At 73.0% G+C, this 24,189-nt stretch carries 18 protein-coding genes; 4 read left to right on the plus strand and 14 right to left on the minus strand.

All coding sequences use genetic code 11. The features are described 5' to 3' along the window. The first annotated feature begins 52 nt into the window (after positions 1–52). From ACZ7MY_RS19700 to ACZ7MY_RS19710, 3 genes are all read left to right on the plus strand, one after another. Positions 53–1,312: an FUSC family protein gene (locus tag ACZ7MY_RS19700; protein WP_499603236.1), complete on the plus strand. Its 1,260-nt coding sequence runs from the start codon at positions 53–55 to the stop codon at positions 1,310–1,312. 20 nt (positions 1,313–1,332) lie between these two features. Beyond that, positions 1,333–2,139: a 4-hydroxy-tetrahydrodipicolinate reductase gene (dapB, locus tag ACZ7MY_RS19705; protein ID WP_499603237.1), complete on the plus strand. Its 807-nt coding sequence runs from the start codon at positions 1,333–1,335 to the stop codon at positions 2,137–2,139. 152 nt (positions 2,140–2,291) lie between these two features. Continuing rightward, positions 2,292–3,374 carry a hypothetical protein gene (locus tag ACZ7MY_RS19710; RefSeq protein ID WP_499603238.1) on the plus strand — a complete coding sequence of 361 codons (1,083 nt, stop codon included), beginning with the start codon at positions 2,292–2,294 and terminating at the stop codon, positions 3,372–3,374. Positions 3,375–3,455: 81 nt separating this feature from the next. Here the strand turns inward: ACZ7MY_RS19710 and chvE are convergent, their stop codons facing one another. Together chvE and panD are read right to left on the minus strand one after the other, a co-directional pair. Next, on the minus strand, positions 3,456–4,562 hold the full coding sequence (gene chvE, locus ACZ7MY_RS19715) for a multiple monosaccharide ABC transporter substrate-binding protein (protein ID WP_499603239.1): 1,107 nt from the start codon (positions 4,560–4,562) through the stop codon (positions 3,456–3,458). A 272-nt stretch (positions 4,563–4,834) separates the two neighbouring features. After that, positions 4,835–5,257, minus strand: a complete 423-nt coding sequence (gene panD / locus ACZ7MY_RS19720; RefSeq protein WP_499603240.1) for an aspartate 1-decarboxylase — start codon at positions 5,255–5,257, stop codon at positions 4,835–4,837. Between the two features lie 212 nt (positions 5,258–5,469). On the opposite strand from panD, the gene ACZ7MY_RS19725 reads away from it, so the two are divergent. Continuing rightward, the gene (locus tag ACZ7MY_RS19725) at positions 5,470–7,278 is read left to right on the plus strand and encodes an AMP-dependent synthetase/ligase (protein WP_499603241.1); all 1,809 of its coding nucleotides are present in this window, start codon (positions 5,470–5,472) and stop codon (positions 7,276–7,278) included. Here ACZ7MY_RS19725 and ACZ7MY_RS19730 read toward each other — a convergent pair. The 12 genes from ACZ7MY_RS19730 to ACZ7MY_RS19785 form a co-directional block, all read right to left on the minus strand. Next, complete coding sequence (locus ACZ7MY_RS19730; protein ID WP_499603242.1) at positions 7,257–7,811, minus strand: NUDIX hydrolase; 555 nt, start codon at positions 7,809–7,811, stop codon at positions 7,257–7,259. The two genes, ACZ7MY_RS19725 and ACZ7MY_RS19730, sit on opposite strands and share 22 nt — an antisense overlap. A 17-nt stretch (positions 7,812–7,828) precedes the next feature. Continuing rightward, positions 7,829–9,031, minus strand: coding sequence for a globin domain-containing protein (locus ACZ7MY_RS19735; RefSeq protein ID WP_499603243.1), 1,203 nt, complete (start codon positions 9,029–9,031; stop codon positions 7,829–7,831). An 86-nt stretch (positions 9,032–9,117) separates the two neighbouring features. Further along, entirely contained in the window at positions 9,118–9,567 is a 450-nt protein-coding gene (locus tag ACZ7MY_RS19740; RefSeq protein ID WP_499603244.1) for an RrF2 family transcriptional regulator, read from the minus strand. A 74-nt stretch (positions 9,568–9,641) separates the two neighbouring features. After that, on the minus strand, positions 9,642–10,235 hold the full coding sequence (locus ACZ7MY_RS19745; protein WP_499603245.1) for a sarcosine oxidase subunit gamma: 594 nt from the start codon (positions 10,233–10,235) through the stop codon (positions 9,642–9,644). Beyond that, positions 10,228–13,272, minus strand: coding sequence for a sarcosine oxidase subunit delta (locus tag ACZ7MY_RS19750; protein WP_499603246.1), 3,045 nt, complete (start codon positions 13,270–13,272; stop codon positions 10,228–10,230). Before ACZ7MY_RS19750 ends, ACZ7MY_RS19745 begins: the two co-directional genes overlap by 8 nt. 12 nt (positions 13,273–13,284) lie before the next feature. Next, a complete protein-coding gene (locus ACZ7MY_RS19755) occupies positions 13,285–14,517 on the minus strand; it encodes a sarcosine oxidase subunit beta family protein (RefSeq protein ID WP_499603247.1) in 1,233 nt (410 codons plus the stop codon). Further along, positions 14,514–15,800 carry a serine hydroxymethyltransferase gene (glyA, locus tag ACZ7MY_RS19760; protein WP_499603248.1) on the minus strand — a complete coding sequence of 429 codons (1,287 nt, stop codon included), beginning with the start codon at positions 15,798–15,800 and terminating at the stop codon, positions 14,514–14,516. Before glyA ends, ACZ7MY_RS19755 begins: the two co-directional genes overlap by 4 nt. A 60-nt stretch (positions 15,801–15,860) precedes the next feature. After that, positions 15,861–18,302, minus strand: a complete 2,442-nt coding sequence (locus tag ACZ7MY_RS19765) for a GcvT family protein (RefSeq protein WP_499603249.1) — start codon at positions 18,300–18,302, stop codon at positions 15,861–15,863. A gap of 235 nt (positions 18,303–18,537) precedes the next feature. After that, positions 18,538–19,533 carry an ABC transporter substrate-binding protein gene (locus tag ACZ7MY_RS19770; protein ID WP_499603250.1) on the minus strand — a complete coding sequence of 332 codons (996 nt, stop codon included), beginning with the start codon at positions 19,531–19,533 and terminating at the stop codon, positions 18,538–18,540. An 18-nt stretch (positions 19,534–19,551) separates the two neighbouring features. After that, entirely contained in the window at positions 19,552–21,540 is a 1,989-nt protein-coding gene (locus ACZ7MY_RS19775) for an ABC transporter permease (protein WP_499603251.1), read from the minus strand. Next, positions 21,540–22,640 (minus strand): quaternary amine ABC transporter ATP-binding protein, encoded by a 1,101-nt coding sequence (locus ACZ7MY_RS19780; protein ID WP_499603252.1) that lies wholly within the window; start codon positions 22,638–22,640, stop codon positions 21,540–21,542. Before ACZ7MY_RS19780 ends, ACZ7MY_RS19775 begins: the two co-directional genes overlap by 1 nt. Before the next feature lie 20 nt (positions 22,641–22,660). Then, on the minus strand, positions 22,661–24,130 hold the full coding sequence (locus tag ACZ7MY_RS19785; RefSeq protein ID WP_499603253.1) for an aldehyde dehydrogenase family protein: 1,470 nt from the start codon (positions 24,128–24,130) through the stop codon (positions 22,661–22,663). Positions 24,131–24,189 lie beyond the last annotated feature (59 nt).

Consider the following 24,189-nt stretch of genomic DNA (forward strand, 5'->3'; position numbering starts at 1 on the left):
ACCCGTCCCCGCTGACCGGTGCGGGAGTCCCGCGTCCGGGGAGACTGGCTGGGTGCCCGGCGTCCTTCCCGCCCCGCTCGCCGACCTCCTGCGGCGCAACAACGACCCGATCGTCGTGCAGACGGTGCGCTCCACCGTGGCCGCGGTGCTGTCGTACGCCGTGGCGGTCTGGCTGCTGCCCAACCCGGCACCGCTGACGGCCCCGCTGACGGCCCTGCTCGTGGTGCAGGTGACGCTCTACACGACGGTGACCACAGGCGTCCGACGGGTGGTCAGCGTGGTGGCGGGCGTCCTCATCGCGGTGGGTTTCGCGGAGCTGATCGGGCTGACGGTGTGGAGCCTCGGGCTGATCATCCTGGCGTCGCTGGTGACCGGTCACTTCATCCGGGTGGACGAGTTCGTGGCCGAGGTGGCGATCAGCGCGATGCTCATCCTGGCCGTCCCCGCCCCCTCGGGCGAGGCGCTGGACCGGGTGCTGGAGACCCTGGTCGGGGCCGGCGTCGGGGTGCTGCTCAACGTCGTGGTGCCGCCCCCCGCCTTCGTGGAGCCGGCCGGCGACGCGGTGCGCGAGCTCGCCGAGCACATGCGGGCGCTGATGCTCCGGATGGGCCGGGAGGTACGCGCCGGCGCCACGGCCGGACAGGCCGTCTCCTGGCTGATGGACGCACGCCGGCTGGACAACGAGATCGCGCGGTTCGACGCCTCGCTGCGCAGGGCGGAGGAGGGGACCCGGCTCAACCCGCGGGTGAAGCCGGCGGAGGGCGCGATGACCCGGCTGCTGCTGCGCAGCGGGCTGGACACCCTGGAGGTGTCGACCGTCCTGCTGCGGACGCTGTGCCGCTCGCTGACGGAGCTGGACCGCGAGCGCGGCGGGAGGGAGCCGCTGTTCACCGGCGAGCTCGCCGCCGGCATCGACGAGTTGTTCGCCGACATGGCCGACGCCGCCGACAGTTTCGGCCGGCTGATCGCGGCCCAGGTCACGGAGGGCGCCGACCATGCGGAGGCCCGGCTGGCGGACGCCCTGCGGCGCGGCCGGGAGGAACGGGACCGGATCGCGGTGCTGCTGCGGGCGGAGACGGAACGGCGCTGGGAGAGCTGGGACCTGTACGGGGCGCTGCTGGCCAACGTCGACCGGCTGCTGGACGAGCTGGACCTCGAGAAGCGCTCGCTGTGGCTGTCCGAGCAGCTGGTCGCCGCCGCGCCGCGGCCGCCGACGCTGACCTGCCGGATGCGCCGTCAGGCCCGCTCCGCCGCCGCCCGGCTGCGCCTGAGGTCCCCCAGGGGGACCGCTTCCGGACGGGACGGTCGGTGATCATGCCTCATGCTGGTGGGATGGACCTGCTGAACGTGTGTGTCGCCGGGGCGACCGGCTGGACCGGGGAGGCGGTCGCCCGCGCCGTCCTGGACTCCGCGGACCTGCGGCTGCGGACGGCGGTGGCCCGGTCCGCGGCCGGCGCGGACCTCGGGGCGGTGTGGGGCGGCCCCGAGCTCGGGGTCCCGGTCTTCAGCACGGTCGACGACGCGCTGGACGGCGTGGACGTGCTGATCGACTACACCTCGCACACCGCGGTCGGGCGCCATGTACGCACCGCCGTGGTCCGGGGGGTCGACGTGGTGGTCGGATCGTCGGGCCTGTCCGGCGCCGACTACGAGGAGATCGCCGCGCTGGCCGAGGAGCACGGGGTCGGGGTGGTGGCCTCGGGGAACTTCTCGCTGACCGCGGCGCTGGCGCAGGCGGCCGCCAGGCTGGCGGCCCGTCACCTGCCGCACTGGGAGATCGTCGACTACGCCTCCGCGACCAAGCCCGACGCCCCCAGCGGCACCGCACGTGAACTCGCCGAACAACTGGCCGCCGTACGGCGCCCCGAGTACGCCGTGGACCCGGAACACACGGCCGGGCACCCGGAGGCCCGCGGCGCGTCGATCGCGGGCACGCAGGTCCACTCGCTGCGGCTGCCGGGCTACACCCTCGCCGTGGAGGCGCAGTTCGGGCTGCCGGACGAGCGTCTGGTGATCCGGCACGAGGCCGGCAACTCCCCCGCCCCGTACGTCGCGGGGACCCTGCTCGCGGCTCGCGCGGCCGCGGCACGCCCCGGTCTGGTGCGCGGTCTCGACACCTTGTTGCTGGGCGGGGACTGACGTTCCGTACCTCGTGGCACTGCGTCACTTCCTTGGCCACGCTGTCGCCCGGACGCTCCGCTCGACGGGCGGCCGTTTACCGCGCGACGTACGACTGGATCGCAGGGGCGGCGGCGATCGCCGCCCGCCACGCGTCCGAAGGAAGGACACTCATGCGAACCAGTCTGATGCGCCGCACCGCTCTCGGCGTCGCGACCGGACTCCTTGCGACCGGCCTCCTGGCCGCCTCGACCGGCAGCGCCGTCGCCACGGCGGGCAGCGACGACGGCAGGAACGGCTCCCAGAGCAAGGGCAGCGACGACTACGGCGACGACGACAACGGATACGGCGACGACGGCGGGGACGACAACGGCTACGGCGGGGGCAACGGGGACAACGGCTACGGCGACAACGGCCGCGGAGGCGGCGGGGGCGGCGGCGGAGGCGGCGGGGGCAATGGTGGCGGGGGCGGAGGCAACGGCGGCGGTGGCGGGGGCGGCGGCCGCAGCGACTGGAACGACGACGGCAGCGACAACGGCCGCGGCAACGGCGGCGGCGGGAACGGCAACGGCGGCGACAACGGCCGCGGCGGGGGCGGGGGCGGGGGCGGGGGCGGCGACAACGGCCGCGGCGGAGGCGGTGGCGGCGGCGGCCGCAGTGACTGGAACGACAACGGCAGCTCCCGCGACAACGGCCGCGGCGGCGGCAACGACAACGGCGATGACGACGACAACGGCCGGGGCGGCGGCCGCGACAACGGCAACGACAACGGCGGCAAGGGCTCGAAGGGCGGCGGCGGCAACAACGGCAACAACGGCAACGGCGGCAAGGGGAACAACAACAACGACGACAACGGCGACAACGCGACCTACAAGGACAAGGACGACAACAACGGGAAGGGCAGCAGCAACGGGAAGGGCAACAACAAGGGCAACAACAAGGGGGGCAAGGGCAGCAAGGGCAAGAGCAACAAGGGCGGCAAGGGCCACGACAAGGGACACGGCAAGAAGCACGGCAAGCACCACAAGAAGCAGTGCAACAAGCACGGCTACCGGTTCAACTTCAGCTACAAGTACAGCGTGAGCTACGGCTATGGCATGGGGTACGGCAGCGGTGTCCACGCCCTCGGTCTCGGCAAGGGCAACGGGAAGGGCGCGGGCTTCGTCCACGCCGACTTCGGCTACGGGTTCGGCGACAAGGCCGGCCGCGGATACGGAGGTCTGTACGACAACGGTCTGATGAACGTGCTCATCTGACGCGGGGCTGCCGCCGGGTACGACGAGGGCCGGGAGGAACGGTGTGTTCCTCCCGGCCCCGCGTACGTGCGGACCCCGGCCTCAGTCGAGGTCGGAGGCCTTGATGTAACCGCTGTCGACGAGCAGCTTCTTGTAGTTGGACTTGTCGACACCCACCGGGGGCAGGAGGTACGCCGGCACGACCTTGTTGCCGTTGTCGTTGTCCTTGTTGTTGTTCACCTCGGGCTTCTTGCCGCTGAGGATGTCCTGCGCCATCTTGACCGCGACGGCGGCGAGCTTGCGGGTGTCCTTGTAGACCGTCATCGACTGCTCGCCGGCGATGATCTCCTTGACCGAGTCGACCTCGGCGTCCTGCCCCGTGATCACCGGCATCGGCTTGGCGGTGCTGCCGTAGCCGTCCGCCTTCAGGGACTTGATGACACCGCGCGCGATGCCGTCGTTGGGGGCCAGGACGGCGTCGACGGTGGAACCGCCCTTGTAGTGGTCCCGGAGGCGGGTCGTCATCGTCTCGGTGGCGATGTCCGCCTCCCACTTGAAGATGGTGACCTGGCTCAGGCGGGTCTGGTCGCTCTTGACGACCAGCTGACCGTCCTTGATGAACTCGTCCAGCGTGTCCATCGCGCCGTTGAAGAAGCCCTGGACGTTGTTGTCGTTGGCGTCGCCGGCGAAGACCTCGAGGTTGTACGGGCCGGCGTTGCCGCCCTTCTTCAGCCCGAGCTTCTGGACGATGTAGTCGGCCTGGAGCTTCCCGACCTTGTAGTTGTCGAAGCTCGCGTAGTAGTCCACGTTGCTGGAGCCCAGCAGCAGGCGGTCGTAGGCGATGACCTTGACACCGGCACGGGCCGCCTTCTGGAGCGCGTCACCCAGCTCGAAACCGTCGACGGCGCCGATGATCAGGAGCTTGTCACCCCGGTCGATCATGTCCTCGACCTGCTCGACCTGCTTGTCGACGCTGTCCTCGGCGTACTGCTTGTCTGTCTTGTACCCCTGCTCCTTGAACAGCTTTTCCATGTTGTCGCCGTCGTTGATCCACCGCGTCTGCTTCGTGGTGGGGAGGGCGATGCCCACGGTGACCTCGCCGCCCTGGCCGCCCGAATCGTTGCCGCAGCCGGTGACCGCGGCAGTCAGGGAGAGCGTGAGGACCGCCAGGGTCACGGTGCGCAGTCTGGCAGCGCCGCCAGCGTGCATGGGACTCAGTTCCTTTCGGGCCGAACAAAGGTGTGCTCTCATCGCCCACCCCCGAGAGCGACAGTGTCCGGGCCCGTCACGGAAGTCCGTGGCAGCCCAGCGATCCGCCGGAGCCCGGTGAACTGCTGATGCGTCAGGCCCGAGGAGTGCTGTGGGAGGCCGACGGCAGCACGCCGCGCTCCCGGTCCCGACGGGGTCCGTGATCACCGAACCCCACCTGGACGGATACCTCGAATGGATCCGGACAATAGCACAGCCGATCGTACGGACGTTCAGCCGACCGGCACCGCGTTGGGGCTCGCCTGGGTGCCGCTTCCGGGGACCGGCTCGGAGGCGTCGTCGCCCAGCGCGACGATCCGGTTGTCCGCGTCCACGTGCACCACGCGCGGGCGCAGCTCACGGGCCTGCGCGTCCTCGAACTGCGCGTAGCTGATCAGGATCACGAGGTCGCCGGGGTGCACCAGGTGGGCGGCGGCGCCGTTGATGCCGATCACCCCGGAGCCGCGGCGGCCCTCGATGACGTAGGTCTCCAGCCGGGCGCCGTTGGTGATGTCGACGATGTGGACCAGTTCGCCGGGCAGCAGGTCGGCGGCGTCCATCAGGTCGGCGTCCACGGTGACGGACCCGACGTAGTGGAGGTCGGCCTCGGTCACGGTGGCACGGTGGATCTTGGACTTGAACATGGTGCGCAGCACGGCTCACACTCCCGATGCGAAGGGTCGCGTCCCGGTCGGGGTACGCGCCTGTTACGGCCATCGTAGTCGGCGCCGGTCGACGGCCCGGAGGCACCCGTTCGCGTCAGCCTCTGCCGTTTCCGCACCACCTCTAGGCAAGTGGCTCAATAGCCGGATATCTTCCCTGCCTGCCGTCACGGTGCGGCGGGCACCGGCTCGGGGAAGGGGGCACCGTGCGCGAGTTCAGCCTTCCGCCCCGGGCGGAGCAGTTGCGGTCGGGCGGACTCGCCGACTCGGTGTACGAGACGGCCGACAAGCGCCCGGACACGGCCGTACTCGCCCGGCGGGACGGGCACGGGGGCGACGACCGCTGGCAGGAGGTCGGCGCCGCGGCCTTCCGGGACGAGGTGGCCGAACTGGCCCGCGGCCTGGTGGCGGAGGGGATCCGCTTCGGCGAGCCGGTGGCCGTGATGGCCCGCACCCGGTACGAGTGGACGTTGTTCTCCTACGCGCTGTGGTCGGTGGGCGCCCGGATCGTCCCGGTGTACCCGACCTCCTCGGCCGAGCAGGTGCGGTGGATCCTCGCCGACTCGGGGGCGGTGGCGATCGTCGTCGAGCACGAGGACCACGCCATGACGGTGGGCGCCGTGTGCGACACCCTGCCCGCGCTGCGCCGGATCTGGCAGCTCGACGCGGGGTGCGTCCCGTGGCTGGCGGCGCTCGGCCGGCAGGTGCACCCGGTGGTGGTGGAGCAGTTGCGCTGGGCGGTCGAGCCGCAGTCGGTGGCGGTGATCGCCTACACCTCGGGCACCACGGGACCGCCCAGGGGCTGTCTGATCACCCACGCCAACCTCGCCGCCGAGTGCGACACGCTGCTGGCCGGGTACGGCTCGATCTTCGCCCCGCCGGGGGTGCGGCCGTCGGTGCTGGCGTTCCTTCCCATGTCGCACATCTACGGACTGATGGTGACCACCTGCGCGGTGCGCGGGGGCGTGCTGCTCGGCCACCAGCCCGACCTCGCGCCGGGGGAACTCCTCCCGGCCTTCCGTTCCTTCCGGCCGACGATCCTGCTCGCCGTCCCGTACGTGTACGAGAAGATCATCCAGGGCGCCCGGAACGCCGCCGCCCGGGGCGGCAAGGGCCATGTCTTCGACCGGGCCGCCGGCGTGGCGGTGCGCTGGGCGGAGGCCGTGGAGCGGCAAGCCCTGGGCTCGGGGCCTGGACCGGGGCCGTTGTTGCGGGCGGCGCACTCGGCCTTCGAGCGGATGGTCTACGCGCGGATCCGGGAGGTCCTGGGCGGGCGGGTGAACTACACGGTCTCGGGCGGGTCGCCGCTCAGCAGGGAGCTGGCGCTGCTGTTCGCGGGTGCCGGGCTCACCATCTACGACGGCTACGGGCTCACCGAGACGACGGCAGCGGTGACCGCGCAGCCGCTGGGGAAGGTGCGCTTCGGCACAGTGGGCCGGCCGCTGCCGGGCAGCGCGGTGCGGATCGCGCCGGACGGCGAGGTACTGGTCCGGGGGACGACGGTGTTCGCCGGCTACCACGCCGATCCGGTCGCGAACCGCGAGGTGTGGCGCCGCGGCGGCTGGATGGCGACCGGCGACACGGGCTCGCTCGACCCTGACGGGTACCTGACGATCACCGGCCGGAAGAAGGACATCATCATCACCAGCGGCGGCAAGAGCGTGGCGCCCCTGGTGCTGGAGGAGCGGCTGCGGTGGCATCCGCTGGTCTCGCAGTGCATCGTGATCGGCGACAACAGGCCCTTCGTCGCGGCGCTGATCACCCTGGACCGGGAAGCGGTCCAGCTGCGGACCGCCATGACCGGGCGGGACGTGGACGCCGAGGTCCGGCGCGCGGTGTCGATGGCCAACTCGGCGGTCTCCCGCGCCGAGTCGATCCGGGCCTTCCGCATCCTGCCGCACGAGTTCTCGGTGGAGAACGGGATGCTGACGCCCTCCCTGAAGCTCCGCAGGAACGCGATCGTCAGCGCGTACGCGGAGCAGATCGAGTCGATCTACGCCTCCCCGGCCTCCTGACCCGCTCCGCTCCGCCCGTCGCCGCCGTCGCCGCCGTCGCCGCCACCGCCATTGCCGTCGAGCAGCCCGCGCAGGCGGTCCAGGAAGGTCCGCTGGGCCGAGAGGATCTTCTCGTGGGCGGCCGGGCCGAGCGGGAACCACGCGGCCCGGTCCACCTCGGGGAACTCCCTGACCCGGCCGGAGCCCCGGGGCCACTCCATGGAGAAGGTCCCGGGCACCACGAGGCCGGTGTCGAGGTCGCCCTCCAGCGCCCAGACGGTCACGACCTTCCCGTTGGGCTGCCGGTTCTCGCCGAGCGGCAGCAGCTCGCCCGCGGGCACCGGCAGGCCCAGTTCCTCCAGGAACTCGCGCCGGGCGGCCGCCTCTGCGGTCTCGCCGGGCTCGTACTCGCCCTTGGGGATCGTCCACGCCCCGTCGTCCTTGGACGACCAGAACGGGCCGCCCATGTGGGCCAGCAGCACCTCGGGCGCACCGCCCGGCGTGCCGCGGAAGAGCAGGATCCCCGCGCTGCGCTTGACCGCCTTGTCCGCCATCCGACCAGTGTGGCCGGTTAGTCGCGGGCCAGCCACAGGTCGGGGCCGAAGACCTCGTAGTGCACGGCCGAGGCGGGCACACCGCGCTCGATGAGCTGGGCGCGCACGGCGCGCATGAAGGGCAGCGGGCCGCACAGGTAGGCCCGCAGGCCCTCGGGCAGTTCGACGCCGGACAGGTCGACCCGGCCGGCACGGTCGCCGGGGCCGGCGCCGGTGCCCGGGTCCTCGTACCAGAAGTGGGCGCTGCCCGCGGGGAGCTTCTCGGCCAGGGCGCGGTGGTCGGCGGAGTGGGCGTGGTGCCCCGGCGAGCGGTCGCCGTGGACGACGGTCACGGGCGCCGCGTAGCCGTCGCCGGCGAGCCGGTGCAGCATCGCGAGCATCGGGGTGCAGCCGATGCCGGCCGAGGCGAGCAGCAGGGGTCCGCCGTCGTCGGCGAGGACGATGTCGCCGTAGGGGGCGGAGAGTTCGACGCGGGCGCCCTCGCCCACGTGGTCGTGGAGGTGGGCCGAGACCTCTCCGTCCGGGCTCCCGGCGAGACCGCGCTCGCGCTTGACGCTGATCTGGCGGGTGGTGTCGCCGGGTGCGCCGGAAAGGCTGTACTGGCGGATCTGCCGGGCGCCGTCGGGGAGTTCGACGCGCACCGAGACGTACTGGCCGGGGCCGAAGTCGGGCAGCGGCAGGCCGTCCGCGGGGCGGAGCCGGAAGGAGGCGACGTCCTCGGTCTCCCGCACCTTCTCGGCGACCTCCCAGGGGCGCCAGATGTCGCCGGTCAGGACGTCGCGCTCGGCGTACAGCCGCTGCTCGATGGCGATGAGGGCGTTGGCCATCAGCCAGTAGACCTCGTCCCAGGCGGCGGCGACCTCCTCGGTGACGGCGTCGCCCAGCACTTCGGCGATGGCGGCGAAGAGGTGCTTCTGGACGACGTGGTACTGACCGGGGCTGATGCCGAGCGACGCGTGCTTGTTGGCGATCCGGGCGAGCATCGCGTCGGGGCGCTGCCCGGGCTGCTCGACCAGGACGGTGGCGAAGTGGGCGATGGCTCCGGCGAGGGCCTCGCGCTGGGTGCCGGCCGCCTGGTTGCCGCGGTTGAACAGGTCCCTCAGCAGCTCGGGGTGGGCGGCGAAGAGCCGGTCGTAGAAGAGCCCGCTGATCTCGGAGATCGCGCCGCCGACGGCGGGCAGGGTGGCGCGGACGGTCGCTGCGGACTTCTCGCTGAGCATGGACGGCTCCCTAATTGGTATCTGAAATTCGTATTAAAGGACGTGCGGACGCCCACCCCGGCGGGCGGTGGTTCCCGAAGGCCGGATCAGCCGCGCGGACGGGGCGGGCCGGAGCCGACCAGCCCCACCAGGACGGGTCCGGTGGGCGCGGCGGTCAGGTCGGCGACGGTCAGCGGGTCCAGGGAGGCGTAGAAGGCCTCCTGCGCCCGGCGCAGCGCGCCGCGGAGGCGGCAGGCGCCGGCGAGCGGACAGGGCGTCTCGCCCTCGCAGTCCACGACGTCGCCGACCCCTTCCAGCTCCCGCACCAGCCGGCCGACCGAGGCCGTCCGCCCCGCGGCGGTGAGCTCCAGGCCACCGCCGCGCCCGCGGCGGGTCTCGACGACCCCCAGGTGCTGCAGCCGGGCGACGACCTTGGCGAGGTGCGAGTACGGGACCCGCATCGCCTCGGCCACGTCCCGGGCGGTGGACGGCTCGTCCTTGACGGCGAGGGCCATCACCGCGCGGAGCGCGAGGTCGGTGGACTTCGTCAGGCGCATGCTTCGAGGCTAGATAATACGAATCAAGGATTCAAGTTAAGACGGGGTCCTGCGGTCCACGTCACACGTACACGTCACACGTACTCCGTGGCGGCGTCCAGCAGCCAGTCGGCGAGGTAGCCGGCGAAGGAGGAGCGGACCAGCACCCAGAAGCCCGCCCGCGCCTCCGCCCTGGCCACCAGCACCACCTGGGTGCGGGCCAGCGTGGTCTGCGCGCAACCGCCGGGGGTGAACACCCCTGGGTGCAGGTCGAGCGAGCAGCCGTGCGCCAGCAGGTCGCGGGCGCGGGGGCCGGAGACCAGCAGGGTCGTGCGCTGGGCGGAGACGTCGGTGACGGAGACGTGCGCCTCGCCCGCGGCCTTGCGCAGCCGGGCCTCCAGCTCCTCCTGGGCGCCGGGCGGCCCCACCACCAGCCACTGGCCGGGACCGAGCCACAGCACCGCCAGGTCCCCGGCGCGGACGGACGTGCAGGGCTCCAGGGGCAACGGCGCGCCGAGAGCGGTCCCGGCGGCCTCGGCGGCCGGGCCCCGGGGGTCCAGGCGCAGGTCGACCTGGGCGAGGAAGGGCAGTTCGGCCAGGCGCAGTGCCCCGCCGGAGCCGCGGGTCGCGGCGGCGAGACGGCCGGCCGCGGCCGACAGCGGACTGAGGCGGGTGACGGTGTCAGCCATCGCGGCGGGCCCCCTCGGGGTCGTAGAGGACGGGGGAGGCGACGGTCACGGGCACCAGACGGCCGCCGACGGGCGCGTACAGCCGCTGCCCCACCCGTTCCCGGCCGCCCTTGACCAGGGCGAGCGCGAAGGTACGGCCGAGGGCGGCACTGCGGTAACTGGAGCTGACGTGGCCCAGCGCCCTGACGGGAGGCGCGGGCGGCGTGGGTCCGGCGACCAGGTGGGTGCCCTCGGGGAGCAGCAGACCCGGGTCCTCGGGCAGCAGGCCGACGAGGTGCTTGCGGTCGGGGCGTGCGGTGTCGGCGCGGGTGTGCGACCGCTTGCCGATGAAGTCGCGCTTCTTCTTGGACACGACCCAGCCCATGCCGAGGTCCTGCGGGGTGACCGTGCCGTCGGTGTCCTGGCCGACGATCGGGTAGCCCTTCTCGGCACGCAGCACGTGCATGGTCTCGGTGCCGTACGGGGTGGCGCCGGCGGCCCGCACCGCCTCCCAGAGGGCCGCCGCCCGCCAGGGCAGGACGTTGATCTCGTACGCGAGCTCCCCGGAGAAGCTGATCCGGCACACCCGGGCCGGCAGGCCCGCCACCGTGGCGTCCCGCCAGGCCATGAAGGGGAACTCGGCCCGGCCCACGGCCAGTCCGGGGGCGAGCGCCCCCAGCACCGCGCGGGAGCGCGGGCCCACGAGGGCGACCGTGACCCACTGCTCGGTCACCGAGGTGCAGTGGACGCGCAGTTCCGGCCACTCGGTCTGCAGCCACTCCTCCATCCAGTCCAGGACCGCCGCGGCGTTGCCCGTGGTCGTCGTGACGAGGAAACGGTCCTCGGCGAGCCGGATGACGGTGCCGTCGTCGAAGACCATGCCGTCCTGTCGGCACATGACGCCGTAGCGGATCATGCCCGGGCGCAGGGTCGACATCAGGTTGGTGTAGAGCCGGTCCAGGAACTCCGCGGCGTCCGGGCCCTGCAGGTCGATCTTGCCGAGGGTCGAGGCGTCCATGACGGCCACGTCCTCGCGGGCGGCCCGGCACTCGCGCAGCACAGCGGCCGTCATGTCCTCGCCGGGTAGCGGGTAGTAGCGCGGGCGCTTCCACTGGCCGACGTCCTCGAAGACGGCGCCGGCGGCGACGTGGAGGCCGTGCAGCGCCGTCACCCGGACCGGGTCGTGGAGCGCGCCGCGGTCGCGGCCCGCGAGCGCGGCGAAGGACACCGGCGCGTACGGGGGGCGGTACGTCGTCGTGCCGAGCGCGGACACCTCCACGCCGAGCAGTCCCGCGACGACGCCCGAGGCCAGGACGCCGGAGGTCTTCCCCTGGTCGTTCGCGGTGCCCGCGGTGGTGTACCGCTTGGTGTGCTCCACCGAGCGCATCCCGGCCTCGGTGGCCCGCCGCAGGTCGGCCACGGTGACGTCGCGCTGCAGGTCGACGAAGCGCGGGCCGGGGGCCGTCACGGGGACGTCGAAGAGCGTGAGCGGCGCGCGCCCGGGGGCCCGGTCCGGCGGCGGGAGGACGACCCGGCCCGGTGCGAAGCCCTCGGCCGCGAGCGCCCGGCCGGCGGCCGCGACCCCCTCGGAGGGTGTGGCGGCGAACTCCACGGCCTGGTGGGTCGATCCGGGCACCGGGACGAAGGTGCCGCGGGCCTCGTCGTAGCGCACGGCGCCGCCCGCCTGGCCGAAGAGGTGGCCGACGGGGTTCCAGCCACCGGAGACCAGCAGCAGGTCGGCCTCGATCCGGCGGTCGCCGAGCAGCACGGCCGACAGGCGGTCCGTGCCCTCGGTGCCCGTGACGTACGCGCCGTCGCGCGCGTCGGCGACCGCCGCGATCTCCACGCCCGCGGCGGCCAGGTCGCGGACGACGGCCCCGGTGCCGTCGTTGGTCGTGAACACCACGGCCCTGCGGCCGGGGACGACGCCGTACCGGCGGACGTAGGCGCGGGCGGCGCCGGCCAGCATGACGCCCGGGCGGTCGTTGTCGGGGAAGGCCAGGGAACGCTCGTGCGCGCCGGTGGCGAGGACGACCCGTCGGGCGCGGACGCGGTGCACGCGTTCGCGGGCGACGTGCGCGGGGGCGGCGGCGCCGAGGTGGTGGGTGCGGCGCTCCAGGGCGAGCACCTGGTTGTCGTCGTAGTGGCCGAAAACCGTCGTACGGCGCAGGACGCGGACCCCTGGTTCCGCGGCGAGGAGCGCCTCGGCCCCGGCGACCCAGTCCAGGTGGTGTCCGCTGCCGAGGAGGCTGCCGCCCGCTTCGGGCTGGTCGTCCACGACGATCACCCGGGCCCCGCTGCCGGCCGCCGTCGCGGCGGCGGCGAGCCCGGTGGGGCCGGCGCCGACGACGAGCAGGTCGCAGTGGTGGTGGACGGCGTCGTAGCGGGCCGGGTCGGGACCGTGGGCGAGCCTGCCCTGACCGGGCAGGCCTCTTGCGACGAGCCCGTCGTGGAGCTCGACGGTCGTCGCGGGCAGCATCGGTTCGGGGAAGGGCTCCTCGATCTGCACCACGGCGTTGGGCTCCTCCACCCCGGCGGAGAAGATGCCGCGCGGACGCCCCAGCCTGATGCCCGTGCCGGTGGCGATGACCCCGTTGGCGAGCAGCGCGGACGCGAGGGTGTCCCCGCGGTAGCCGGTGTACGTGACGCCGTCGAAGGTGAACGTCAGGGGCGCGGCGCGGTCGACACGCCCGCCCTCGGCGAGCCGGAAGGGCTGGCCGGGGTCGCGCGCGGGCCGCAGGGCGGGGGCCGGGGCGGTCCGCGCGTGGGACACGGCCGGCGACGGCCGGGACCGGGAGGGGGAAGGGGCGGGCGCGTCGGTGACGAAGCGGTTGGTCGCCGTGTCGCGCACCGCGTCGAACCAGCGGCGGCAGCCCGCGGCGTGCATCCAGCGCTCGGCGAAGGGGCCCTTGGGGTTGTCGCGGAAGAAGAGGTGGCGGGCCCACTCCTCGTCCGTCAGGGCCGCCGGGTCCGGCGGGTAGGCCAGGTGCGCCTGACCGCCGTAGTGGAACTCGGCCTCGTCGCGGGGACCGCACCAGGGGCAGGGGATGAGCAGCATCGATCGGGCTCCTCAGTGGGCGACCGCGGCCGCGCCGTGCTCGTCGACGAGCGCGCCGGTGGTGAATCGTTCGAGCGAGAAGGGCTCGGCCAGGGCGTGCGGGGCGTCGTGGGCGATGGTGTGCGCGTAGACCTGTCCCACGCCCGGTGTGGCCTTGAACCCCCCGGTCCCCCAGCCGCAGTTGAGGTAGAGGCCGCGCACCGGGGTGAGTCCGACGATCGGCGACGCGTCCGGGCTGACGTCGACGATGCCGCCCCAGGTGCGCAGCAGGTGGGCGCGGGCGAAGACCGGGAAGAGTTCCAGCGCGGCGGCCATCTGCCGCTCCACGACGTGGAACGCGCCCCGCTGGGTGTAGGAGTTGTAGGCGTCGATGCCCGCGCCCATGACGAGTTCGCCCTTGTGGGCCTGGCTCACGTACACGTGCACCGCGTTGGACATGACGACCGTGGGGTGCACGGGTTCCAGCAGTTCGCTCACCAGCGCCTGCAGCGGGTGGCTCTGCAGGGGGAGGTCGAATCCGGCCATCCGCGCGAGCACCGAGGAGTGTCCTGCCGCGCAGAGCGCCACCTTGCCTGCGGCGATGGGCCCGAGGTTCGTCCGTACGCCGGTGACCCGGCCGTCATGGACGTCGATGCCGGTCACCTCGCAGTTCTGGACGAGGTCGATGCCGGCCGCGTCGGCCGAGCGGGCCAGGCCCCAGGCGACGTGGTCGTGCTTGGCGATGCCCGCCCGCGGCTGGTAGGTCGCGCCCAGCACCGGGTAGCGGACGTCCGGGGAGGTGTTGACGATCGGGCAGACCTCGGTCACCTGACCGGGGTCCAGCCACTGCGCGTCGACGCCGCACAGCAGGTTGGCCTCGACCCGGCGGACGCCCTCACGCACGTCCTGGAGGCTGTGGGCGAGGTTGAGGACCCCGCGCTGGGAGAAGAGGATCGGGTAGTCCAGTTCCTCCTCCAGGCCCTCCCACAGCTTCAGGGCGTGCTCGTAGATGCCGGCGCTCTCGTCCCAGAGGTAGTTGGAGCGGATGATCGTGGTGTTGCGGGCCATGTTGCCGCCCGCGAGCCAGCCCTTCTCCAGCACGGCGACATCGGTGATGCCGTGCTCGCGCGCCAGGTAGTGCGCGGTGGCCAGGCCGTGGCCGCCCGCCCCGACGACGACCACCTCGTAGCCGCGTCTGGGTTCGGGCGTGCGCCAGAGGAAGTCCGGGTGCTCGGGAAGCGCGGCACCCGGGGTGCGGGGGGTCATCGGGCGTCGTCTCCGTCCTGCGGCAGGTGCGGGTAGAGCGGGTGCGCGGCGGCCAGGGCCTCGGTACGGGCACGCAGCGCGGACAGGTCGGGCCCCGGGCGCAGGGCGAGCGCCACGACGTCGGCGACCTCGGCGAAGTCGTCCTCGGTGAAGCCGCGGGTGGCCAGCGCGGGCGTGCCGATCCGCAGCCCCGAGGTGACCATGGGCGGGCGGGGGTCGAAGGGGACCGCGTTGCGGTTGACGGTGATGCCCACGGAGTGCAGCAGGTCCTCGGCCTGCCGGCCGTCGAGCGCGGACGCCCGCAGGTCGACGAGGACGAGGTGCACGTCGGTGCCCCCGGTGAGCAAGGAGACGCCCGCCCGGGCGGCGTCCTCCCGCGTCAGGCGCTCGGCGAGGATGCGGGCACCGGCCAGGGTGCGGGCCTGGCGTTCCCTGAACTCCTCCCCCGCGGCGACCTTGAAGGAGACCGCCTTGGCGGCGATCACGTGCTCCAGCGGACCACCCTGCATGCCGGGGAAGACCGCCGAGTTCAGCTTCCTGGCGAGGTCCGCGTCATCGGTGAGGATCACTCCCCCGCGCGGGCCGCCGAGCGTCTTGTGGGTGGTCGTGGTGGTGACGTGGGCGTACGGGACGGGGTTCGGGTGCAGCCCGGCGGCGACCAGGCCCGCGAAGTGCGCCATGTCGACCAGGAGCAGCGCCCCGACCTCGTCGGCGATGCGGCGGAAGGCCGCGAAGTCCAGCTGCCGGGGGTACGCCGACCAGCCCGCGATGATCATCTTCGGTCGGTGCTCCTTGGCGAGCCGCTCGACCTCGTCCATGTCGACCCGGTGGTCCGTCGCCGAGACGTGGTACGGGACGACGTCGAGCATCTTCCCGGAGTAGTTGAGCCGCATCCCGTGGGTGAGGTGGCCGCCGTGCGCGAGGTCGAGCCCGAGCACGGTGTCGCCGGGCCGCAGCAGGGCGAAGAGCACCGCGGTGTTGGCCTGCGCGCCGGAGTGCGGCTGGACGTTGGCGTACGCGGCGCCGAAGAGGGCCTTGACGCGGTCGACGGCGAGCCGCTCGGTGACGTCGACGTGCTCGCAGCCGCCGTAGTAGCGGCGGCCGGGGTAGCCCTCGGCGTACTTGTTGGTGAGGACGGAGCCCTGGGCCTCCATGACGGCGGCGGGCGCGAAGTTCTCCGAGGCGATCATCTCCAGGGTGGAGCGCTGGCGGCCCAGCTCGGCGCGGAGCGCCGCGTGCACCTCGGGGTCGAGCTCGGACAGGCGGGCGGTGAGCGGGTTCATGCGCGGGGCTTCCTCTCAGCGGCGGCGTCGGAGGTCTCGCGTGGTGCCGTCCGCGGGGCGTCAGCCGCGGAGGCGGGTCATGGCGGGGTCGAACAGCGGCTCCGCAGCGACCCGCGCCGCCACGCGCCGGTCGAAGTACGCGATGTCGAGGGCGCGCCCGGGCACGGAGAGCTCCGCCGGCAGCCACGCGTAGGCGATGCCCTTGCCGATGGTGTAGCCGTAGGCGGCGCTGGTGACGTAGCCGACGGGCCGGTCGCCGTCGTACACCGGTTCCTTGCCCATCACCGTCGCGTGCGGGTCGTCGACGGTCAGGCAGGTGAGCTTGCGCCGCACCTGCTCCCGGCGCCGGGCGAGCGCGGCCTTGCCGGTGAAGTCGTCCTTGTCCTCCTTGACGGCGAAGGCGAGGCCGGCCTCGTACGGGTCGTGCTCGAAGGTCATGTCGGTGCCGAAGGAGCGGTAGCCCTTCTCCAGGCGCAGGCTGTTGAAGGCCCCGCGCCCGGCGGGGATGCCGCCCAGCGGCCGGGCCGCGGACAGCAGGGTGTCCCAGAGCTTCAGGCCCAGGTCCGCCGTGGTGTACAGCTCCCAGCCGAGTTCGCCGACGTAGGACAGCCGCATCGCCGTGACGGGCACGGATCCGACGTGCGCCCGCTTGGCGCGGAAGTACTTCAGTCCCTCGTTGGAGAAGTCGGCGTCGGCGAGCGGCTGCAGGACCTCGCGGGCGAGCGGTCCCCACAGGCCGATGCAGCAGGTGCCCGCGGTGACGTCGCGGACCGCGGCGGTGCCGTCGCCGGGCAGCCGCCGGGTGAACCAGTCCAGGTCGAGGCCGCCGTTGACGCCGACCTGGAAGAGGTCGGGGCCGAGGCGGGCCACCGTGATGTCGCTGCGGATGCCGCCGTCGTGGTCCAGCAGCAGGGTGTACGTCACCGACCCCACCGACTTGTCGACATTGCCGGTGGTGAGACGCTGCAGGAAGGCGGCGGCGCCGCGCCCGGTGACCTCCAGGCGCTTGAGCGCCGTCATGTCGTACAGGGCGACGGCCTCCCGGGTGGCCTGGGCCTCCGCGCCCACGACCGGCGACCAGTGGCGGGCCGCCCAGTCGTCCGGGGTGGGGAGGGAACGGCCCTCCACAAGCGCGGCGTTGGCCTCGTACCACTGCGGACGCTCCCAGCCGTTCGCCTCCAGGAAGAACGCCCCCAGTTCCCGCTGGCGGGGGTGGAAGGGGCTGGTGCGGATCGGGCGGGGGGCGCCGGTGGGCTGCAGCGGGTGGACGATGTCGTAGACCTCGGCGAAGTTACGGCAGCCGCGGGCGAGCACGTACTCCGGGGCGAGCTGGTGCGGCTCGAAGCGGTTGACGTCGCATTCGTGGAGGTCGAAGGACGAGCAGTGGCCGTCCACCAGCCATTCGGCCATCGCCCGGCCGACGCCGGCCGAGTGGGTGACCCAGACGGCCTCGGCGACCCAGAACCCCTTCACCCCCGGTGACTCGCCGAGCAGCGGCATGCCGTCGGTGGTGAAGGAGAACAGGCCGTTGATGCCCTCCTCGACCTTGGCCTCGCGGGTGGCGGGGAGCAGGGACCGGGTCTCGGTCCAGGCGTCGGCGAAGTCGTCCTCGGTGAAGGCCAGGACGGACGGCATCCCGTCCGTTTCGCCGTACGCGGCGATCTCGTCGGCGGCGACCGGCATGGGGCGGTGGCCGTAGGAGCCGATGCCGATCCGGTCGTGGCGGTCGCGGTAGTAGAGGTCGGCGTCCTGGTGGCGCAGGATCGGGCGGACGGCCTCGGCGCCCTGGCCGGCCAGCGCGGGCACGGGGCCGGTCCAGGCGAACTGGTGGGCGAGCGGGGTGAGCGGCAGCTCCATGCCCGCCATCCGGGCGATCCGGGGGCCCCAGATGCCGGCGCAGCAGACGACGACCTCGGCCGCGAGTTCGCCGCCGCGGTCGGTGACGACCCCGGTGACGCGGCCCTCGTCCTGCGTGACGGCGAGGACTTCGTGGCGTTCCAGGAAGCGGACGCCGCGGGCGGCGGCGCGCCGGGTCTGCGCCTCGACGGCGAGGACCGCCTTGGCCAGGCCGTCGGTGGGGACGAACAGCCCGCCGAGGACGCGCCGGCGGTCCAGCAGGGGGTGGAGCGCGACGCACTCCTCGGGTCCGACGACCCGGCCCTCGACGCCCCACGACGTCAGCCAGCCGTGCCTGCGGTGCAGTTCGGCGAGGCGCTCGGGGGTGGTGGCCACCTCCACGCCGCCAACCTGGAGGAAGCAGGGCCGTCCGTCGACGTCGAGGGAACGCAGCTTCTCGACGGTGTACCGGGCGAGTTCGGTCATCGTCTTGGAGGGGTTGGCCTGGAAGACCAGACCCGGCGCGTGGGACGAGGAGCCGCCGGTGGCGGGGAGCGGTCCCTGGTCGACGACCGTGACGTCGGTCCAGCCGGCCGAGGACAGTTCGTCGGCCAGCGCCGCCCCCACGACGCCCGCTCCGATGATGACCACGCGGGGTCCCGTCATCGCCACACCTCCCAGTTGCTGTCAGCGCAACATGATTCAGGTTGCGCAACTCAATGTGCCGGGCGCCGGAGAGGGTGTCAAGAGGCCCGCCAGGGGCGGGAGAAGGCCGCACGGAGGCCGTCGCGCAGGCCCCCGGAGGGCAGGGCGGGGACCGGGGAACGACGGTGCCCGGCGGGCTGTCGGAGCAGCCCGCCGGGCACGGGGTCGGTGCACGACGAGGGGGTGGGACGCGGCGCTACTTGATCCAGGCGTCGACCTTGCCGGGGTTCGCCTTCACCCACTTCTCGGCGGCGGCCTCGGGCGTCATCTTGTCCACGGCGATGTACTTGGCCACGAGGTTCTGGTCCTCGTTGGTCCAGTTGAAGTTCTTCACCAGGTCGTAGGCCGGACTGCCGGAGGCCGCGAACTTCTTGCTGACGATCTTGTCCAGGTCGTAGACCGGGTAGTCGCAGGCCACCTTCTCCGCGTCGGCGTCGCAGCCGGCCTCGTACGGCGGCAGCTCGACCTTGGCGAGCGGGACCTCCGACAGGAACCACTGCGGCTCGTAGAAGTAGCCGAGCAGCCACTGCTTCTTGGCCTCGGCCTGCCGGAAGGCCTGGATCAGCGCGGTCTCGCTGCCCGCGTAGACGACCTTGAAGTCCAGCTTGAGGTTCTTCACCAGGGCCGCGTCATTGGTGACGTACGACGGGTCGCCGTCCAGGAGCTGGCCCTTGCCGCCGGACTCCGAGGTGCGGAACTTGTCGGCGTACTTGTCGAGGTTCTCCCAGTTGGTGATGTCCGGGTGCTCCTTCGCCAGCCACGGCGGCACGTACCAGCCGATCACGCCCTTGTTGCCGGTCGGGCCGGCCTCGACGGCGGTCTTCTGCTGCTCGACGTACTTCTTCTTCAGGTCGTCGTGGCCCCAGTTCTCCAGGATCGCGTCGACCTCGCCGGTGCCGAAGCCCTGCCAGGCGATCTCCTCCTTGAGGTCCTTCTTCTTGACCGTGCAGCCCAGCTCCTCCTCGGCGACGTACGCCACGACGGCCGCGTCCGCCTCGTAGCCGACCCACGGGTTGACCGCCAGGTTGAAGGTGCCGCACGCGCCGGAGGAGCCGCCGGAACCGGCCTCCGACTCGCCGACCTTGGCTCCGCCGCAGCCGGCCAGGACGAGGCCGAGCGCCAGGGCCGTGGCCGTCGCCGCCCCGGCCCGCCCGCGCGTGGACCGGCCGGCCACCGTCAGGTGTGTTGTCATGTGTCTTCCGCCTCCTGCCTAGCGCCCGCCGGGCACCCTGCTGGTGCGCCCGGCCGCGGCCTGGGTGATCCGGTCGAACATCACGCCGAGCAAGACGATGGCGAGACCCGCCGCCAGCCCCTTGCCGTAGAGCTCGCCCTGCGAGAAGCCGGCCACCACGTCGTAGCCGAGGGCGCCCGCGCCGACCAGGCCGCCCACCACGACCATCGACAGGACGTAGATCAGGCCCTGGTTGGTCGCGAGCACCAGGGCGGCGCGCGACATCGGCAGCTGGACCTTGGTGACGAGCTGCCAGGTGCCGGACCCGGCGGCCGTCGCCGCCTCCACCGTCGTCTCCGGCACGCCGCGCACGCCGTCGGCGACGATCTTCATCGTCACGGGCGCGGCGTAGACGACGGCCGCGACGATCGCGGTGAAGCGGCTCGCGCCGAACAGCGCGAGGAAGGGCACGAGGTAGACGAAGGGCGGCATGACCTGTGCCGCGTCCAGGCCGGGCCGGACGATCCGGTCGGCGAGCGCGCTGCGGCCCATCCACACGCCCACCGTGACGCCGAGCAGCATCACCAGCAACGTCGCCACGACGGTCGAGGCCAGCGTGGTCATCGCGTCCTGCCACAGTCCGGTGCCCACCAGCAGCCCCACGCACACCGCGGCGGTGGCGCCGGCGCCGAAGCCGCCGAGTACGGTGCCCAGCGCCACCAGCACCAGGCCGGTGAGCCACCAGGGCGAGTCGGTGAGCAGGGTCTGGAAGGGGTTGAGCAGGGCCGTGGTGAGCACGTCGCGGATGCCGCCCGTGATCCCGGACAGATGGTCCTGCGCCCAGGTGGTCACGGTGTCGGCGGCGCTCGCCAGGGCGCGGCCCGTCCCGCCCTCGCCGGGGAACTCCGCGGCCCAGACGTAGGTGTGGGACAGCCAGGCCGCGACGGCCGCGGCGACCGCGCCCGCGCCGAGCAGCGGCCCCCGCCACCGGCGCGGCGTCCCGCCGGAGCGCTGGGCCCGTTCCGTCCCGGCGGCGGCCGCGGTGGTGACCCGGTCCAGGACGATGGCCATGACGACGATGGCGAGCCCGGCGTTGAAGGCGGTGCCGACGTCGAGCGACTGCAGGGCCTGGACGACGGTCTTGCCGAGCCCGGGCGCGTCGATGAGGGCCGCGATGGTCACCATGGACAGGGCGGCCATGATGGTCTGGTTGACGCCCATCACCACCGTGCGCCGGGACATCGGCAGCAGCACCTTGGTGAGCGTCTGCGCCCCGGTGGACCCCAGCGACTGGGCCGCCTCCACGGTGGTCGCCGGGACCGAGCGGATCGCGTGCGCGGTGATGCGGACGGCGGGCGGCGCCGCGTAGATCAGCGTGGCGATGGTGGCGGAGGCGGGCCCGATGAGGAAGAAGAGGGTGAGCGGGGCCAGGTAGACGAAGGTCGGCATGGTCTGCATGAAGTCGAGCACCGGTGTCACGACCCGGGCGGCCCGCGACGACAGCCCGGCCCACACCCCCAGCGGGATGCCGAACAGCAGCGCCACCAGCACCGCCGACAGCGTGAGCGCCAGGGTGTCCATGCTCTCCTGCCACAGGCCCTGCAGCCCGAGGAAGGTGAAGCCCGCCACGGCAAGCAGCGCCACCCGCCAGTTGCCCAGCGCCCAGGAGACGTAGCCGGCGATCGCGACGACGCCGAGCCAGCCGATCTGCGGCACCGGACGGCCGTCGGGCGGCTGTGAGACCAGGGTCTGCACGAAGGTCACCAGGGTGTCGATGACCAGCCGGATCTCGTTGAAGAAGTAGAGGAACAGCGGGTTGCTGTTGCGGTCCGCGCCGATGGTGTCGTTGACGTCGTTGAACCAGCGGTGCAGCGAGGTCAGGTCGGCGGCCGCGAGGGCCAGCGTGTGCCGGCCGCGCAGCAGCGCGAAGAGCACCAGCCACAGCACGACGATGCCCGCCACCACGGCCGGCCGGCGCAGCCGCACGGGTGCGGGCCGCTCCCGCGTCCCGGAGGCGACGACGGCCATCACGCGCCGCCTTCCGCGCCCGCGACGACGGCGAGGATCTCCTCGTCGCCGACGACGCCCAGCAGCCGTCCGTCCTCGACCACCCTGACCGGTTTCTCGGCGGCGAGCACGGCCCGTGTCGCCTCGCGCACGACGACGCCGGGGCCGAACTCGGGTCCGTCGAGCGCGTCGTCGGGCCGGGGGTCGCGCATGATCCAGCGGAGCGTCAGGACGTCGGCCCGCGGCACGTCCTTGACGAACTCGCGCACGTAGTCGTCGGCGGGGGCGCCGACCAGTTCGTCGCCCGTGCCGCACTGCACCGTCCGGCCGTCGCGCATGATGAGGATGCGGTCGCCGAGCTTGAGGGCCTCGGACAGGTCGTGGGTGATGAAGACCATCGTCTTGCCGACCTCGCGGTGCAGCCGGATGACCTCGTTCTGCATGTCGCGGCGGATCAGCGGGTCGAGTGCGGAGAACGGCTCGTCGAAGAAGAGGATGCCGGGGTCCCCGGCCAGTGCCCGGGCCAGGCCGACGCGCTGCTGCATGCCGCCGGAGAGCTGGTCGGGGTAGGAGTCCTCGTAGCCCGCCAGGCCCACCAGTTCGACGACCTCCAGGGCCCGCTTCGTGCGCTCGGCCCGGCCCATGCCGCGGATCTCCAGTCCGTACGCGACGTTGTCGACGACCCGGCGGTGCGGCAGCAGGCCGAAGTGCTGGAAGACCATGGAGAACCGGTTGCGCCGCAGTTCGCGCAGCCGTCCGGCGTCGGCGGCGCGGATGTCCTCGCCTTCCAGCACGATGTCGCCCGCGGTGGGTTCGACGAGCCGGGTCAGGCAGCGCACCAGCGTCGACTTGCCGGAGCCGGACAGGCCCATCACGACGAAGACCTCGCCGGGCGCGACGTCGAAGCCGACCTCGCGCACGGCCGCGGTGCAGCCGGTGCGTTCCATCAGTTCGCGGCGGCCGAGCCCGCACAGCTCCGGCGACCCCGGGACCCTGTCGGCCTTCGGCCCGAACACCTTCCACAGCCCGCGCACGGAGATGACCGCGTCCCGGTCCCGGCCCTGGTCCTCGTCGTGGGACGGGCCGCGCCGCTGCGGCACGTCGGTCGGTGCTGGGGTCACGGTGGGCCTCTCTTCGGCGGTCAGCCGCGGAACCAGTGCTGCGGCCTGGGTCGGATGTTCTGCCAGATGTGCTTGGGCTCGCGGTACTCGTCCAGGCCGGTCGGTCCCAGTTCCCTGCCCACGCCCGAGTGCCCGAAGCCACCCCATTCCGCCTGGGGCACGTAGGGGTGGTAGTCGTTGATCCACACGGTGCCGTGGCGCAGCCGGCGGGCGACCCGCTGCGCGCGGCCGGCGTCCTGCGTCCAGACCGCGCCGGCGAGGCCGTACTCGGTGTCGTTGGCGATGCGTACGGCGTCGTCCTCGTCCGTGAAGCGTTCGACGGTCAGCACGGGCCCGAAGGACTCCTCGTGGACGACGCGCATGCCCTGGTCGCAGTCGTCGAGCACGGTCGGCGGGTAGTAGAAGCCGTCCCGGAGCGCCGGGTCCGCCGGTCGGGTGCCGCCGCAGCGCAGCACGGCGCCCTCGGCTATCCCGGCGGCGACGTACGCCTCGACCTTGTCCCGGTGCGCGGCGGAGATCAGCGGGCCGGTCTCGGCCGCGGGGTCGAAGGGGCCGCCCAGGCGGATGGCCGAGGCGCGCCGTACGAGCTCGTCGACGAAGGCGTCGTGCAGGGTGTCCTGCACGATCAGCCGGGCCCCGGCGGAGCAGACCTGGCCGGAGTGCAGGAAGACGGCCGTGAGCGCGAAGTCCACGGCCGTCTCGAAGTCGGCGTCGGCGAAGACCACGTTGGGGTTCTTGCCGCCGAGTTCCAGGGCGACCCTCTTGACCGTGGCGGCGGCCGCGGCCATCACGCGTCTGCCGGTGGCCAGGCCGCCGGTGAAGGAGACCATGTCGACGCCGGGGTGTTCGGCGAGCGGGGCGCCGGCCCCGGGCCCCGCGCCGAGGACCAGGTTGCCGGCGCCCGCCGGGAGTCCGGCCTCCTCCAGGGCCCGCATCAGCAGCACGGAGGTGGAGGGGGTCAGCTCGCTGGGCTTGAGGACGAAGGTGTTGCCGGCGACGAGGGCGGGCGCGACCTTCCAGGAGGCCTGCAGCAGCGGGTAGTTCCAGGGGGTGATCAGGGCGCAGACGCCGACCGGCTCGTACTCCACGCGGCTGACGGCGTCGTCGCGGCCGGTGTCCACCACCCGTCCGGCGGAGGTCCCCGCGATGCCGCCGTAGTGGCGCAGGCAGGCGACGACGTCGGCGACGTCGTACTCGCTCTCCACGAGCCGCTTGCCGGTGTCCAGGGACTCGGCGCGGGCGACGTCCTTGGCGTCCCGTTCCAGGATGTCCGCGGTGCGCAGCAGGAGGGCGCCGCGCTCGCGTTCCGGGGTGCGCGGCCAGGGGCCGTGGTCGAAGGCGGCGCGGGCGGCGGCGACCGCGGCGTCCGCGTCGGCGCTGGTCGCCTCGGAGACCGTGGCGACGAGGGTTCCGTCGGCGGGGCATCGGATCTCCCGGCGGCCTCCGGCCGCCGCTTCGCGCCACTCTCCGTCCAGGTACAGGTCTGCCACGCGCGGAGTCCTCGCTTCGTTGCACATAGCGCATCGAATTGCTTGTGGTGGAACACCCT

The sequence above is a fragment of the Streptomyces sp. NPDC111520 genome (genome assembly GCF_055635295.1).

Coding starts and splice junctions, on each gene's coding strand:
- dapB (WP_499603237.1), top strand. CDS start 1,333: ATGGACCTGCTGAACGTGTGTGTCGCCGGGGCGACCGGCTGGACCGGG.
- ACZ7MY_RS19710 (WP_499603238.1), top strand. CDS start 2,292: ATGCGAACCAGTCTGATGCGCCGCACCGCTCTCGGCGTCGCGACCGGA.
- chvE (WP_499603239.1), bottom strand. CDS start 4,562: ATGCACGCTGGCGGCGCTGCCAGACTGCGCACCGTGACCCTGGCGGTC.
- ACZ7MY_RS19730 (WP_499603242.1), bottom strand. CDS start 7,811: ATGGCGGACAAGGCGGTCAAGCGCAGCGCGGGGATCCTGCTCTTCCGC.
- ACZ7MY_RS19735 (WP_499603243.1), bottom strand. CDS start 9,031: ATGCTCAGCGAGAAGTCCGCAGCGACCGTCCGCGCCACCCTGCCCGCC.
- ACZ7MY_RS19740 (WP_499603244.1), bottom strand. CDS start 9,567: ATGCGCCTGACGAAGTCCACCGACCTCGCGCTCCGCGCGGTGATGGCC.
- ACZ7MY_RS19745 (WP_499603245.1), bottom strand. CDS start 10,235: ATGGCTGACACCGTCACCCGCCTCAGTCCGCTGTCGGCCGCGGCCGGC.
- ACZ7MY_RS19750 (WP_499603246.1), bottom strand. CDS start 13,272: ATGCTGCTCATCCCCTGCCCCTGGTGCGGTCCCCGCGACGAGGCCGAG.
- ACZ7MY_RS19755 (WP_499603247.1), bottom strand. CDS start 14,517: ATGACCCCCCGCACCCCGGGTGCCGCGCTTCCCGAGCACCCGGACTTC.
- glyA (WP_499603248.1), bottom strand. CDS start 15,800: ATGAACCCGCTCACCGCCCGCCTGTCCGAGCTCGACCCCGAGGTGCAC.
- ACZ7MY_RS19765 (WP_499603249.1), bottom strand. CDS start 18,302: ATGACGGGACCCCGCGTGGTCATCATCGGAGCGGGCGTCGTGGGGGCG.
- ACZ7MY_RS19770 (WP_499603250.1), bottom strand. CDS start 19,533: ATGACAACACACCTGACGGTGGCCGGCCGGTCCACGCGCGGGCGGGCC.
- ACZ7MY_RS19775 (WP_499603251.1), bottom strand. CDS start 21,540: ATGGCCGTCGTCGCCTCCGGGACGCGGGAGCGGCCCGCACCCGTGCGG.